This is a genomic window from Leclercia adecarboxylata, from assembly GCF_023639785.1.
Classification (GTDB): Bacteria; Pseudomonadota; Gammaproteobacteria; order Enterobacterales; family Enterobacteriaceae; genus Enterobacter; species Enterobacter adecarboxylatus_D.
Genome location: NZ_CP098325.1, coordinates 1,258,753 through 1,273,024, shown reverse-complemented (window position 1 = coordinate 1,273,024; position 14,272 = coordinate 1,258,753). Strand labels below are relative to the sequence as shown.

Below are 14,272 nucleotides of genomic sequence, written 5' to 3'. Positions count from 1 at the left end.
AAGTTCATGACTATTAAGAATGTTATTTGTGATATCGACGGCGTGCTGATGCACGACAACGTTGCCGTACCGGGCGCAGCGGAATTTCTTAACGGCATCATGGAAAAAGGCATGCCGCTGGTTCTGCTCACCAACTTCCCGTCGCAGACAGGGCAGGATCTGGCGAACCGTTTTGCCACCGCCGGTATCAATGTGCCCGACAGCGTGTTTTATACCTCAGCCATGGCGACCGCTGATTTTCTGAAACGTCAGGAAGGCAAAAAAGCCTATGTGGTCGGTGAAGGCGCGCTGATCCATGAGTTATACAAAGCGGGCTTCACTATCACCGACGTTAATCCTGACTTCGTTATCGTTGGCGAAACGCGCTCCTATAACTGGGAGATGATGCACAAGGCCGCCTTCTTTGTGGCGAACGGCGCCCGCTTTATCGCCACCAACCCGGATACCCACGGCCGCGGCTTTTATCCGGCCTGCGGCGCGCTCTGCGCCGGTATTGAGAAGATGACCGGCCGCCTGCCGTTTTATGTCGGTAAGCCCAGCCCGTGGATCATCCGTGCGGCGCTCAACAAGATGCAGGCTCACTCGGAAGATACGGTGATCGTCGGTGACAACCTGCGCACCGATATTCTGGCGGGCTTCCAGGCCGGGCTGGAAACCATTCTGGTCCTGTCGGGGGTATCCACGCTGGACGACATCGACTCTATGCCGTTCAGGCCGAGCTGGATTTATCCCTCCGTCGCGGAAATTGATGTTCTGTAATCCGAAACCACGTCCCCGGACGTGGTTTTTTCATTTTATCCCCGCAAAAATAGATCTGTACCTAATAAAAAACACCAATCATTGAATAATCATCAATAAACCAGCTCAATACGTACGCTTTTTTCAACATTCAGCAATCGACATTGCACTTTTTGTTTTTTCCCCGGCAAAACGCTTGCTGCCCTTCCCCTTTTGCGGCATTTTCATAAGCAAGCAACATCACACTGCAACAGGGTTAATGGAGAAGGTTATGTGTTCAATTTTCGGCGTACTGGATATTAAAACTGACGCAGTCGAACTGCGCAAAAAAGCACTGGAACTGTCCCGTCTGATGCGCCATCGCGGCCCGGACTGGTCCGGTGTATACGCCAGCGACAAAGCGATTCTGGCGCATGAGCGTCTGTCGATTGTGGACGTCAACGCCGGTGCCCAGCCGTTATACAACGAGAAAAAAACCCATGCGCTGGCGGTCAACGGTGAAATCTACAACCATCAGGCGCTGCGTGCGGAGTACGGCGATCGCTATACCTTCCAGACCGGTTCTGACTGCGAAGTGATCCTGGCGATGTACCAGGAGAAAGGCCCGGAATTCCTTGACGATCTGCAGGGTATGTTCGCCTTCGCCCTGTATGACAGCGAAAAAGATGCTTATCTGATTGGTCGTGACCACATCGGGATTATCCCGCTGTATATGGGCCACGATGAGCACGGCAACCTCTATGTCGCCTCTGAAATGAAAGCCCTGGTGCCGGTTTGCCGCACCATTAAAGAGTTCCCGGCGGGCAGCTACCTGTGGAGCCAGGATGGCGAAATTCGCCAGTACTATCAGCGCGACTGGTTCGAGTACGATGCCGTTAAAGACAACGTTACCGATAAAAACGAACTGCGCCAGGCGCTGGAAGATTCCGTAAAAAGCCATCTGATGTCAGACGTGCCGTACGGCGTGCTGCTCTCTGGCGGTCTGGACTCGTCCGTTATCTCGGCTATCACCAAGAAATACGCCGCACGTCGCGTTGAAGATCAGGAGCGCTCCGAAGCCTGGTGGCCGCAGCTGCACTCCTTCGCCGTCGGCCTGGAAGGTTCCCCGGACCTGAAAGCCGCGCAGGAGGTGGCAAACCATCTCGGCACCGTACACCATGAAATTCACTTTACCGTGCAGGAAGGACTGGATGCGATCCGCGACGTTATTTATCACATTGAAACCTATGATGTGACCACCATCCGCGCCTCCACGCCGATGTATCTGATGTCGCGTAAAATCAAAGCGATGGGCATCAAGATGGTGCTCTCCGGCGAAGGTTCTGATGAAGTCTTTGGCGGCTACCTGTACTTCCACAAAGCGCCGGATGCCAAAGAGCTGCATGAAGAGACCGTTCGTAAGCTGCAGGCGCTGCACATGTTTGACTGCGCTCGTGCTAACAAAGCGATGTCTGCCTGGGGTGTTGAAGCGCGCGTACCTTTCCTGGATAAAAAATTCCTCGATGTGGCAATGCGTATCAACCCGCAGGACAAAATGTGCGGCAACGGTAAAATGGAGAAACACGTTCTGCGTGAATGCTTCGAATCTTATCTGCCGGCAAGCGTGGCGTGGCGTCAGAAAGAGCAGTTCTCTGACGGCGTAGGTTACAGCTGGATCGACACCCTGAAAGAGGTGGCCGCTAAGCAGATTTCCGATCAACAACTGGAAACCGCCAGCTTCCGCTTCCCGTACAACACGCCGGGTTCGAAAGAAGCCTATCTGTACCGTGAGATCTTTGAAGAGCTGTTCCCGCTGCCAAGCGCAGCAGAGTGTGTCCCTGGCGGTCCTTCCGTCGCCTGCTCCTCTGCGAAAGCCATTGAGTGGGATGAAGCATTTAAAACCATGAACGATCCGTCAGGACGTGCCGTCGGTGTGCATCAGTCCGCTTATCAGTAATCAATCCGATCGCCATGAGGCCCTTCGGGGCCTCTTTTTTTGCCCCGCGTTTCGCTGGACAAAAACGATTAATAACCAATAATTGCCGAATATTCGGCCATGCTGTTCGCAACCTAACCAAACAGTCACATTCCAGACATTTTCGTTGAAAAAGGTGTTGACGCTGCAAGGGTCTATACGCATAATGCGCCCCGCAACGCCGATAAGGTAACGCGAAAAAAAGATGGCTACGTAGCTCAGTTGGTTAGAGCACATCACTCATAATGATGGGGTCACAGGTTCGAATCCCGTCGTAGCCACCATCTTTTTTGCGGGAGTGGCGAAATTGGTAGACGCACCAGATTTAGGTTCTGGCGCCGCAAGGTGTGCGAGTTCAAGTCTCGCCTCCCGCACCATTCCCAGGTAAGCGTTGCACGGATGGGGTATCGCCAAGCGGTAAGGCACCGGTTTTTGATACCGGCATTCCCTGGTTCGAATCCAGGTACCCCAGCCATATTTCTTCGATTTTGCGGTTCTCCGCGGTTATTGGGGTATCGCCAAGCGGTAAGGCACCGGTTTTTGATACCGGCATTCCCTGGTTCGAATCCAGGTACCCCAGCCATCGAAGAATGCAGTCTGGCTACGTAGCTCAGTTGGTTAGAGCACATCACTCATAATGATGGGGTCACAGGTTCGAATCCCGTCGTAGCCACCATATCAGGTTGTATCGATTCCGGTCGGTAAAACAAAAAAATTGTTGGGGTATCGCCAAGCGGTAAGGCACCGGATTCTGATTCCGGCATTCCGAGGTTCGAATCCTCGTACCCCAGCCAATTTAAAAAGTCGTTAAAATCTCTCTTTAACGCAATTGGGGTGTCGCCAAGCGGTAAGGCTCTGGTTTCTGATACCAGCATTCCGGGGTTCGAATCCCTGCACCCCAGCCACACAAAAAAAGCTCGCTTCGGCGAGCTTTTTGCTTTTCTGCGTTCCGGCATGTTAAATGCCGGGGGGCGGCTGCGCCTTACCCGGCCTGAAAGCGGTTTAAAGTCCTAACGCGTACTTCAGCGCCTGACGCTTCAACCCGCCTGCCCGCTGTGCCGCCATCAGCCCGATGTTCCGCAGTATACGCAGCGGCCCAAGGTCATTACTGAATCCGGCGTAAAACAGATCCATTCCAGACTGCATAATGAAGTTATCCGCCATTCGTCGGGTCTGATAACGCTTAAGCACCTGATGACTGGCCCAGGCTTCGCCGTGGCTGCGGGCGTGGGTTAATACATCCAGCAATGCTTCTACGTCACGATAGCCCAGGTTAACCCCCTGCCCCGCCAGCGGATGTATGGTATGGGCCGCGTCCCCGACCAGCGCCAACCCTTCGCGGGCATATTTCAGCGCATGACGACGCGTCAGCGGGAACGCTCCGACGGCGACCGGCGTAACCTTACCCAGACGCGCCGGGAAATGGCGGGCGATTTCGCGCTGGAGCTGTTCCATCGGGAGCCCCTGCAGCTGGCGAATGCGTGCCGGAGTGTCGTACCACACCAGAGATGCCCAGCGATCGTACAGGGGCAAAAAGGCGTGCGGACCGTTCGGCGTAAAGTGCTGCCAGGTGCTGTCGCCGGGATCGTTCTCACAATTGACGGTGATCAGCATGCAGGACTGGGGGTATTGCCAGGCATGAATGCCGATCCCGGCCAGCTCGCGTACCCGGGAATTTGCACCGTCGGCACCAATCAGCAGCTTCACCGCCAGTTGCTCACCGTTATCCAGCTCAACCAGATGCTGGTTGTTGTGGCGATGCAGATTTTTCACCGACGCGGGGACGCGCAGCGTGACCTGCGGATGCGCCTCCAGTGCCTGCCAGAGCGCCTGCTGCAGAACCGTGTTTTCAACCATGTAGCCCAGCAGCGGGAGCCTGAGCTCGGTGGCGTCAAATACCACATGGGCATTTTCCCACTCCCAGGTCTCCAGGCGGCGATACGGGTGGGCGCGCATGGCCAGCACCGCATCCCAGACGCCCAGCCCGCGGAGCAGATCAACCGATGCGGCGCTGATCGCAGAGATACGTACATCCGGCTGCTGTGAAGCGTCAAAAGCAGTCGGCACCGCCTGTTCGATAACCGTTACGTCGAACCCGTGTTGCGCCAGCCCCAGCGCCAGCGCCCCGCCGACCATACCGCCGCCGACAACGGCGATCCCGGTTTGTTGGATAGTCATGGTCATTTGTCCTTATTTGATAATCCCCTAAGTTTACCGGATTTTTCTGGCCTTGAGGCTGACAACCTTCATACTGGTCACAACCGCACCAAAGCATTACAATACGCGCCCTGCAATCCTGAGCACGAGCAAGTCGATGACAAAAAAACTCCATATTAAAACCTGGGGCTGTCAGATGAACGAATACGATTCATCCAAGATGGCCGATCTGCTGGATGCCACTCATGGGTATCAACTCACCGACGTGGCGGAAGAGGCAGACGTGTTACTGCTGAACACCTGCTCGATCCGTGAGAAGGCGCAGGAGAAAGTCTTTCACCAGTTAGGTCGCTGGAAGCTGATCAAACAAAAAAGGCCGGAAGTGATCATCGGCGTCGGTGGCTGTGTCGCCTCCCAGGAAGGCAAGCTCATTCGTCAGCGCGCCCACTACGTCGACATTATTTTTGGCCCGCAGACCCTGCACCGCCTGCCGGAGATGATTAACTCCGTACGCGGGACCGGCCAGCGCAAGGCGATCATCGACGTCAGCTTCCCGGAAATCGAAAAATTCGACCGTCTGCCGGAGCCGCGCGCGGATGGCCCGACCGCCTTCGTCTCAATCATGGAAGGCTGCAATAAATACTGCACTTACTGCGTGGTGCCTTATACCCGCGGTGAAGAAGTCAGCCGTCCCTGCGACGACATCCTGTTTGAAATCGCCCAGCTGGCGGCACAGGGCGTACGCGAAGTTAACCTGCTCGGGCAGAACGTGAACGCCTGGCGCGGCGAGAACTATGACGGCAGCACCGGCACCTTTGCTGAACTGCTGCGCCTGGTCGCGGCGATCGACGGTATCGACCGCATTCGCTTTACCACCAGCCACCCGATCGAATTCACCGATGACATCATCGATGTTTACCGCGATACGCCAGAGCTGGTGAGCTTCCTGCATCTGCCGATCCAGTGTGGTTCTGACCGTGTGCTGAACCTGATGGGCCGTACCCACACCGCGCTGGAATATAAAGCCATTATCCGCAAGCTGCGTGAAGCGCGCCCGGACATCCAGATCAGCTCTGACTTTATCGTTGGCTTCCCGGGTGAAACGGACGACGATTTTGAGCGCACCATGAAGGTTATTGGTGATGTGAATTTCGACGTGAGCTACAGCTTCATCTTCTCTGCCCGTCCGGGCACGCCTGCCGCCGATATGATTGACGACGTGCCGGATGAGGTGAAAAAGCAGCGTCTGTATATTCTGCAGGATCGCATCAACCAGCAGGCTAACGCCTGGAGCCGTCGGATGCTCGGCACCGTCCAGCGCGTGCTGGTAGAAGGCACTTCACGAAAGAGTATCATGCAGCTCTCTGGCCGTACGGAGAACAACCGCGTGGTGAACTTCGAAGGCACGCCGGATCTGGTAGGCAAGTTTGTTGATATCGAGATCCTCGAAGTGCTGACCAACTCCCTGCGTGGCAAACTGGTACGCACCGAAGATGAAATGGGCCTGCGCGTGGTTGAATCGCCAGAATCGGTGATTGCCCGCACCCGTAAAGAAAACGATTCCGGCGTAAACGTTTATCAGCCGTAGTCCTTCTGGCCTGCCGATTCTGGCAGGCCTTGTATTTCCTCCTGCACTCCCCCATATCCTTCGCAATGCTTGCGCCTTTAAACTATGGCGTGAATAATTTCATAAGACAGACCCACTGCCTTACGACACCCTGGACATTAAGAGGAACGGTTTGAATATAGATACGCGTGAAATTACCCTTGAGCCAGCAGACAACGCTCGCCTGCTGAGCCTGTGCGGGCCGTTTGATGACAACATCAAACATCTGGAGCGACGTCTGGGTATCGAGATTAATCGTCGCGATAACCAGTTCAAACTCACCGGACGCGCAATTTGCGTCAACGCAGCTGCGGATATTCTCCGTAGCCTGTACGTTGAAACCGCGCCGATGCGCGGTGAAATTCAGGATATTGAGCCGGAACAGATCCACCTGGCGATCAAAGAATCGCGTGTGCTGGAGCAGAGCGCGGAGAGCGTTCCGGAATTCGGCAAAGCTATCCACATCCAGACCAAGCGTGGCGTCATTAAGCCGCGCACACCAAACCAGGCGCAGTACATCGCCAATATTCTCGACCACGACATCACCTTCGGCATAGGTCCGGCGGGGACCGGTAAAACCTACCTCGCGGTAGCTGCCGCCGTGGATGCCCTGGAGCGCCAGGAGATCCGCCGTATTCTGCTTACCCGCCCTGCGGTGGAAGCGGGCGAAAAGCTCGGCTTTTTACCCGGCGATCTGAGCCAGAAAGTCGACCCGTATCTGCGCCCGCTGTACGATGCGCTGTTCGAGATGCTTGGCTTTGAGAAGGTCGAAAAACTGATTGAGCGTAACGTGATCGAAGTGGCTCCGCTGGCCTATATGCGCGGGCGCACACTGAACGATGCGTTCATTATTCTGGATGAGAGCCAGAACACCACCATCGAACAGATGAAGATGTTCCTGACCCGTATTGGCTTTAACTCCAAAGCGGTGATCACCGGTGATATCACCCAGATCGACCTTCCGCGCAGCACCAAATCCGGTCTGCGCCATGCCATCGAAGTGCTGAGTGAAGTGGACGAAATCAGCTTTAACTTCTTCCACAGTGAAGACGTGGTGCGCCACCCGGTGGTAGCCCGCATTGTCACGGCATATGAAGCGTGGGAAGCCGCGGATCAAAAACGTAAAGCAGAACAGGCAGCGGAGCGCAAACGCGAAGCCCAGGAGCAAGAGCAGAAATGAGTCAGGTGATCCTCGATTTACAGCTGGCATGTGAAGACGCTTCCGGTCTGCCGGAAGAGCGCCAGTTTCAGGCGTGGCTGAATGCCGTCATCCCCCAGTTCCAGGAAGAGTCAGAAGTGACGATTCGCCTGGTGGATGAAGCAGAAAGCCACGAGCTGAACCTGACCTACCGCGGGAAAGATAAGCCGACTAACGTCCTCTCTTTCCCGTTCGAAGCCCCACCGGGCATTGAACTGCCGCTGCTGGGTGATCTCATCATCTGTCGGCAGGTGGTAGAGCAGGAAGCGCAGGAGCAGCAGAAGCCGCTTGAGGCCCACTGGGCGCATATGGTGGTGCACGGCAGCCTGCATCTGCTGGGCTACGACCACATTGAAGATGACGAAGCAGAAGAGATGGAATCCCTTGAGACAGAGATAATGCTTGCTCTGGGCTATGAGGATCCGTACATTGCCGAGAAAGAGTAGTCTGTAGGGCGCGCCTGCGCCTTACCGGCATAATGTGCCGTTGCGTATGACAAAAGTCCGCGACGGCAATGAATAATCCAACATGAGAACCCTTAACAAACGCCATGAGCGACGACAATTCACACAGTAGCGACACACCAAGCAGCAAAAAAGGATTTTTCTCCCTCCTTCTGAGCCAGCTGTTCCACGGTGAACCTAAAAACCGTGACGACCTTCTGGAGCTCATCCGTGACTCCGGGCAGAACGAGCTTATCGATGAAGATACGCGCGAGATGCTCGAAGGGGTAATGGACATCGCCGACCAGCGCGTTCGCGATATCATGATCCCCCGCTCGCAGATGATTACCCTGAAACGCAACCAGACCCTGGACGAGTGCCTCGATGTCATCATCGAATCTGCCCACTCGCGTTTCCCGGTGATTAGCGAAGATAAAGATCACATCGAAGGGATTTTGATGGCTAAAGATCTGCTGCCGTTTATGCGCAGCGATGCCGAAGCCTTCAGCATGGAAAAAGTGTTACGCCCGGCGGTCGTTGTCCCGGAAAGCAAGCGTGTAGACCGCATGCTGAAAGAGTTCCGTTCTCAGCGCTACCACATGGCGATTGTTATCGATGAATTTGGCGGTGTTTCGGGCCTGGTCACCATTGAAGATATTCTTGAACTGATCGTGGGTGAAATCGAAGACGAATATGACGAAGAAGAGGATATCGACTTCCGTCAGCTGAGCCGCCACACCTGGACCGTACGCGCGCTCGCCCCAATCGAAGATTTCAATGACACCTTTGGCACCCATTTCAGTGATGAAGAGGTGGATACCATCGGCGGGCTGGTGATGCAGGCGTTTGGTCACCTGCCGGCGCGTGGCGAAACCGTGGAAATAGACGGTTACCAGTTCAAGGTGGCGATGGCCGACAGTCGACGTATTATTCAGGTTCATGTAAGAATGCCGGACGACGCTCCGCAACCCACACTGGATGATTGATTTAAATGGCATTTGCCCCCTTGCTTGAACGCCAGCGCACACGTCTGCTGCTGGCGCTGATCCTCGGAGCCAGCGGTACGCTGGCTTTTTCCCCTTACGACATCTGGCCTGCCGCCCTCCTCTCCCTGATGGGACTTCAGGGGCTGACGCTTAACCGACGCCCTGTTCAGGCGGCGGCGATTGGCTATTTCTGGGGGCTGGGTCTGTTTGGTTCCGGTATTAACTGGGTTTACGTCAGCATTGCCCAGTTTGGCGGCATGCCTGGCCCGGTGAATGTCTTCCTCGTCGTCCTGCTGGCGGCGTACCTCTCGCTGTATACCGGTCTGTTCGCCGGTATCCTCTCGCGCCTGTGGCCAAAAACCAGCTGGCTGCGTGTGGCGATTGCCGCCCCGGTGGTCTGGCAAATCACAGAATTTCTGCGCGGCTGGGTACTGACCGGCTTTCCATGGCTGCAGTTCGGCTACAGCCAGATCGACGGCCCGCTGAAAGGGCTCGCGCCGGTGATGGGCGTCGAGGCGATCAACTTCCTGCTGATGGTGGTGAGTGGCCTGCTGGTGCTGGCGCTGGTGCAGCGCAACTGGCGACCGCTGGTGATGGCTCTGGTGCTCTTTGCCCTGCCTTTCCCGCTGCGTTATATCCAGTGGTTCACCCTTGAACCGGAACGCGCCACCCAGGTGTCAATGGTTCAGGGCGATATCCCCCAGTCGCTGAAGTGGGATGAAGGCCAGCTGATCAACACCCTGAAAATTTATCTGGATGCTACCCGGAAAGAGATGGGCAAATCCCAACTGATTATCTGGCCGGAGTCGGCAATCCCGGATCTGGAGATCAACCAGCAGCGTTTTCTTGCCACGCTGGACGATCAGCTGCGGGCGCAAAACTCCACCCTGATTACCGGTATCGTTGACGCGCGTCTGAACAAGCAGAACCGTTACGACACCTACAACACCATTATCACACTGGGGAAAGACAATCCGTACAGCTACGCATCGACTAACCGTTACAACAAGAATCACCTTGTGCCCTTTGGTGAGTTTGTGCCGATGGAGTCCATTCTGCGTCCGCTGGCGCCGTTCTTCGATCTGCCTATGTCCTCCTTTAGCCGGGGGTCGTACGTTCAGCCTCAGCTGAGTGCCCACGGATTTCTGCTGACCGCCGCCATCTGCTACGAGATCATTCTGGGTGAGCAGGTGCGGGATAATTTCCGTCCGGACACGGACTATTTGCTGACTATCTCCAATGATGCCTGGTTCGGGAAGTCGATTGGGCCGTGGCAGCACTTCCAGATGGCGCGGATGCGCTCCCTTGAACTGGCGCGTCCTCTGCTGCGCAGCACCAACAACGGCATCACCGCCGTGATTGGCCCGCAGGGCGAAGTTCAGGCCATGCTCCCGCAGTTCACCCGCGACGTGCTGACGGCAAAAGTCACCCCAGCCACGGGACTGACACCTTATGCCCGCACCGGCAACTGGCCGCTGTGGATCCTCACCGCGCTGTTCGGTTTTGGCGCCGTGCTGATGAGTCTGCGCCAGCGCCGCAAGTAGTATCCCCCTCTTTGCCCGGCGGCGCTACGCTTGCCGGGCCTACGATCCTGTAGGCCGGGTAAGGCGAAGCCGCCACCCGGCAATTCTCTCTGCGACACCATTCTGGCACGCCTCTTGCTTTATCTATTTACGTAAACGCGATTTAGCTTAATGTGCAACTTTGTCGCACCAGCGTAGCTCACCGGTAGCACCGAAACGGTGCAACGAAAGATTTATGCCTCTGAATGGTGCGGCGCGCTTCGCAAAAATAAACAATAACGCAGCAAAATCTTTACATTAAGCCAAACTAAATGTTAACAAACATGTATAACACTGCACTCGTATCGCGCGAGCTATAACAACATCACACCGAATATCAATGCGTCTCTGGCGCTGATAAAAAAGGAGTTGGATATGCAATTACGTAAACTGGCCACAGCAATGCTGGTGATGGGATTGTCCGCGAGCGTGGTTCACGCTGAAGATGCTGCTCCGGCAGCAGGCGGCACTCTGGAAAAAATCGCTAAAAACGGCGTGATTGTGGTCGGCCACCGTGAATCCTCTGTTCCGTTCTCATACTACGACAACACGCAAAAAGTCGTGGGTTACTCACAGGCTTATTCCAACGCGATCGTTGACGCGGTGAAGAAAAAGCTGAACAAACCGGATCTTGAAGTGAAGCTGATCCCAATCACTTCACAAAACCGTATCCCGCTGCTGCAAAACGGCACCTTCGATTTTGAGTGTGGTTCCACCACCAACAACCTTGAGCGTCAGAAACAGGCTGCCTTCTCCGACACTATCTTCGTGGTGGGTACCCGTCTGCTGACCAAAAAAGGCGGCGAGATTAAAGACTTCGCCGACCTGAAAGGCAAAGCAGTGGTTGTGACCTCTGGTACCACCTCTGAGGTGCTGCTGCATAAGCTGAATGAAGAGAAGAAAATGGACATGCGCATCATCAGCGCCAAAGACCACGGTGACTCTTTCCGTACCCTGGAAAGCGGCCGCGCAGTGGCGTTTATGATGGATGATGCCCTGCTGGCTGGCGAACGTGCTAAAGCGAAAAAACCGGATAACTGGGAAATCGTTGGTACTGCACAGTCAAAAGAAGCCTATGGCTGCATGATGCGTAAAGACGATCCGGAGTTCAAAAAGCTGGTCGATGACACCATTGCCCAGGTTCAGACTTCCGGTGACGCAGAGAAATGGTTCGATAAGTGGTTCAAGAACCCAATCCCACCAAAGAACCTGAACATGAACTTTGAACTGTCGGACGACATGAAAGCCCTGTTTAAAGAACCGAATGACAAAGCACTTAACTAATTAGAACCACTAAGGGGCGGGACCTCCTGCCCTCTCGATTGTCGGGAAGCGCGGACAGACTAAACGTTGAGTGGTCGTTCCCCACTCAGCGCGAACATTAAAGCTTCTCACCAATCTTCGAGGGTAGCGCTGCTACCCTTTTTTTTCTGGAGTTTACTATGTCAATTGACTGGAACTGGGGCATTTTCCTGCAGCAAGCCCCGTTCGGCAACACCACCTATCTTGGCTGGCTGTGGAGCGGTTTTCAGGTCACGGTCGCACTGTCGATCACCGCCTGGATTATCGCGTTCCTCGTCGGCTCGCTGTTCGGTATTTTACGTACCGTACCTAACCGTTTTCTCTCATCGCTGGGAACCCTCTACGTCGAACTGTTCCGTAACGTTCCGTTAATCGTGCAGTTCTTTACCTGGTATCTGGTCATTCCTGAACTGTTGCCGGAAGATATCGGCATGTGGTTCAAATCAGAGCTGGATCCGAACGTTCAGTTCTTTGTCTCCTCCATGCTCTGTTTAGGCCTGTTCACTGCTGCCCGCGTTTGCGAGCAGGTGCGTGCGGCTATCCAGTCGCTGCCACGCGGACAAAAAAATGCCGCGCTGGCAATGGGTCTGACCCTGCCGCAGGCTTACCGCTATGTTCTGCTGCCAAATGCCTATCGCGTGATTGTGCCGCCGATGACCTCGGAGATGATGAACCTGGTGAAAAACTCGGCCATCGCCTCCACCATCGGTCTGGTGGATATGGCCGCGCAGGCGGGTAAACTGCTGGATTATTCCGCCCACGCCTGGGAGTCCTTTACCGCCATTACCCTGGCGTACGTGCTGATTAACGCTGTCATTATGCTGGTAATGAACCTGGTCGAACGTAAAGTTCGCCTGCCGGGCAACCTGGGGGGCAAATAATGTACGAGTTTGACTGGAGTTCTATTATTCCTTCCCTGCCCTACCTGATTGACGGGCTGATCATCACGCTGAAGATCACCCTGACGGCGGTGGTTGTCGGGATTGTCTGGGGTACGCTGCTGGCGGTGATGCGCCTGTCGAGCTTTAAGCCTGTCGCCTGGTTCGCGACGGCCTACGTCAATGTGTTTCGTTCCATCCCGCTGGTGATGGTGCTGCTGTGGTTCTATCTGATCGTACCCGGTCTGCTGCAGGACGTGCTTGGCCTGTCGCCGAAATCTGACATCCGGCTGATTTCAGCGATGGTGGCCTTCTCGATGTTTGAGGCGGCGTACTACTCGGAGATTATCCGAGCCGGGATCCAGAGCATCTCCCGCGGGCAATCCAGCGCCGCGCTGGCGTTAGGCATGACCCACTGGCAGTCGATGAAGCTCATCATTCTGCCGCAGGCGTTCCGCGCCATGGTTCCGCTGCTGCTGACCCAGGGCATCGTATTGTTCCAGGACACCTCGCTGGTGTATGTACTGAGCCTGGCAGACTTCTTCCGTACCGCCTCCACCATCGGCGAGCGCGATGGTACTCAGGTTGAGATGATCCTGTTCGCAGGTGCGGTCTATTTTGCAATTAGTTTAAGCGCGTCGCTGTTGGTCAGCTGGCTGAAGAAAAGGACAGTGTAATGATTTCCCTGAAAAATGTTTCTAAATGGTATGGGCACTTTCAGGTGCTGACCGACTGCTCCACGGAAGTGAAAAAGGGCGAGGTGGTGGTGGTTTGCGGGCCTTCCGGTTCCGGTAAATCCACGCTGATCAAAACCGTGAACGGCCTGGAGCCGGTGCAACAGGGCGAGATCACCGTCAACGGCACGAAAGTGAATGACAAGAAAACCGATCTGGCTAAGCTGCGGTCAAACGTCGGAATGGTGTTTCAGCACTTTGAACTCTTCCCGCATCTGTCGATCATTGAGAACCTGACCCTGGCCCAGGTGAAAGTCCTGAAGCGTGACAAGACGGCAGCCCGCGAGAAAGGGCTCAAACTGCTGGAGCGCGTAGGTCTTTCTGCCCATGCCGATAAATTCCCGGCGCAGCTCTCCGGCGGCCAGCAGCAGCGCGTGGCGATTGCCCGCGCGCTGTGTATGGACCCGGTCGCCATGCTGTTTGATGAACCGACGTCGGCACTCGATCCCGAGATGATCAACGAGGTGCTGGACGTTATGGTTGAGCTGGCCAATGAAGGGATGACCATGATGGTGGTGACCCACGAAATGGGCTTTGCGCGCAAGGTAGCGAACCGCGTGATCTTTATGGATGAAGGGAAAATCGTTGAGGATTCGGCCAAAGAAGATTTCTTCGCCAATCCGCAGTCAGAACGCGCTAAAGACTTCCTCGCCAAAATTCTGCATTAATCCCCCGGTGCGCAATCGCTCAGATTGCGCACCTGCTCACGTTTTA

At 55.2% G+C, this 14,272-nt stretch carries 12 protein-coding genes and 7 tRNA genes; 18 read left to right on the top strand and 1 reads right to left on the bottom strand.

The window, feature by feature from the left end; all coding sequences use genetic code 11:
• Positions 1–6 precede the first annotated feature (6 nt).
• From nagD to NB069_RS05905, 9 genes are all read left to right on the top strand, one after another.
• Positions 7–759 (top strand): ribonucleotide monophosphatase NagD, encoded by a 753-nt coding sequence (gene nagD, locus NB069_RS05945; RefSeq protein ID WP_039031345.1) that lies wholly within the window; start codon positions 7–9, stop codon positions 757–759.
• Between the two features lie 250 nt (positions 760–1,009).
• The gene (gene asnB, locus NB069_RS05940) at positions 1,010–2,674 is read left to right on the top strand and encodes an asparagine synthase B (protein ID WP_250588504.1); all 1,665 of its coding nucleotides are present in this window, start codon (positions 1,010–1,012) and stop codon (positions 2,672–2,674) included.
• Positions 2,675–2,899: 225 nt separating this feature from the next.
• Positions 2,900–2,976, top strand: a tRNA-Met gene (locus NB069_RS05935).
• An 8-nt stretch (positions 2,977–2,984) separates the two neighbouring features.
• Positions 2,985–3,069 (top strand) — tRNA-Leu (locus NB069_RS05930).
• 23 nt (positions 3,070–3,092) lie between these two features.
• A tRNA-Gln gene (locus tag NB069_RS05925) sits at positions 3,093–3,167 on the top strand.
• A 33-nt stretch (positions 3,168–3,200) separates the two neighbouring features.
• Positions 3,201–3,275 (top strand) — tRNA-Gln (locus NB069_RS05920).
• Positions 3,276–3,291: 16 nt separating this feature from the next.
• Positions 3,292–3,368 (top strand) — tRNA-Met (locus tag NB069_RS05915).
• A gap of 43 nt (positions 3,369–3,411) precedes the next feature.
• A tRNA-Gln gene (locus NB069_RS05910) sits at positions 3,412–3,486 on the top strand.
• Between the two features lie 36 nt (positions 3,487–3,522).
• A tRNA-Gln gene (locus NB069_RS05905) sits at positions 3,523–3,597 on the top strand.
• 97 nt (positions 3,598–3,694) lie between these two features.
• On the opposite strand, the gene ubiF is transcribed toward NB069_RS05905, so the two are convergent.
• Positions 3,695–4,870: a 3-demethoxyubiquinol 3-hydroxylase gene (ubiF, locus tag NB069_RS05900; protein WP_250588502.1), complete on the bottom strand. Its 1,176-nt coding sequence runs from the start codon at positions 4,868–4,870 to the stop codon at positions 3,695–3,697.
• A gap of 136 nt (positions 4,871–5,006) precedes the next feature.
• Between ubiF and miaB the strand changes: the two genes are divergently transcribed.
• The 9 genes from miaB (at position 5,007) to NB069_RS05855 (ending at position 14,226) form a co-directional block, all read left to right on the top strand.
• Entirely contained in the window at positions 5,007–6,437 is a 1,431-nt protein-coding gene (miaB, locus tag NB069_RS05895) for a tRNA (N6-isopentenyl adenosine(37)-C2)-methylthiotransferase MiaB (RefSeq protein ID WP_250588494.1), read from the top strand.
• Positions 6,438–6,588: 151 nt separating this feature from the next.
• A complete protein-coding gene (locus tag NB069_RS05890; protein WP_250588492.1) occupies positions 6,589–7,635 on the top strand; it encodes a PhoH family protein in 1,047 nt (348 codons plus the stop codon).
• Positions 7,632–8,099, top strand: a complete 468-nt coding sequence (ybeY, locus tag NB069_RS05885; RefSeq protein ID WP_250588490.1) for an rRNA maturation RNase YbeY — start codon at positions 7,632–7,634, stop codon at positions 8,097–8,099. The genes NB069_RS05890 and ybeY overlap by 4 nt, the downstream gene beginning before the upstream one ends.
• Positions 8,100–8,203: 104 nt before the next feature.
• Entirely contained in the window at positions 8,204–9,082 is an 879-nt protein-coding gene (gene corC, locus NB069_RS05880) for a CNNM family magnesium/cobalt transport protein CorC (RefSeq protein WP_250588488.1), read from the top strand.
• Positions 9,083–9,087: 5 nt separating this feature from the next.
• Positions 9,088–10,626 carry an apolipoprotein N-acyltransferase gene (lnt, locus tag NB069_RS05875; RefSeq protein ID WP_250588485.1) on the top strand — a complete coding sequence of 513 codons (1,539 nt, stop codon included), beginning with the start codon at positions 9,088–9,090 and terminating at the stop codon, positions 10,624–10,626.
• Between the two features lie 393 nt (positions 10,627–11,019).
• Entirely contained in the window at positions 11,020–11,928 is a 909-nt protein-coding gene (locus NB069_RS05870; RefSeq protein WP_250588483.1) for an amino acid ABC transporter substrate-binding protein, read from the top strand.
• Positions 11,929–12,086: 158 nt separating this feature from the next.
• Positions 12,087–12,827: a glutamate/aspartate ABC transporter permease GltJ gene (gltJ, locus tag NB069_RS05865; RefSeq protein WP_039031354.1), complete on the top strand. Its 741-nt coding sequence runs from the start codon at positions 12,087–12,089 to the stop codon at positions 12,825–12,827.
• The gene (gene gltK, locus NB069_RS05860; protein WP_250588481.1) at positions 12,827–13,501 is read left to right on the top strand and encodes a glutamate/aspartate ABC transporter permease GltK; all 675 of its coding nucleotides are present in this window, start codon (positions 12,827–12,829) and stop codon (positions 13,499–13,501) included. The genes gltJ and gltK overlap by 1 nt, the downstream gene beginning before the upstream one ends.
• Positions 13,501–14,226 (top strand): amino acid ABC transporter ATP-binding protein, encoded by a 726-nt coding sequence (locus NB069_RS05855; protein ID WP_250588479.1) that lies wholly within the window; start codon positions 13,501–13,503, stop codon positions 14,224–14,226. Before gltK ends, NB069_RS05855 begins: the two co-directional genes overlap by 1 nt.
• Positions 14,227–14,272: the final 46 nt, after the last annotated feature.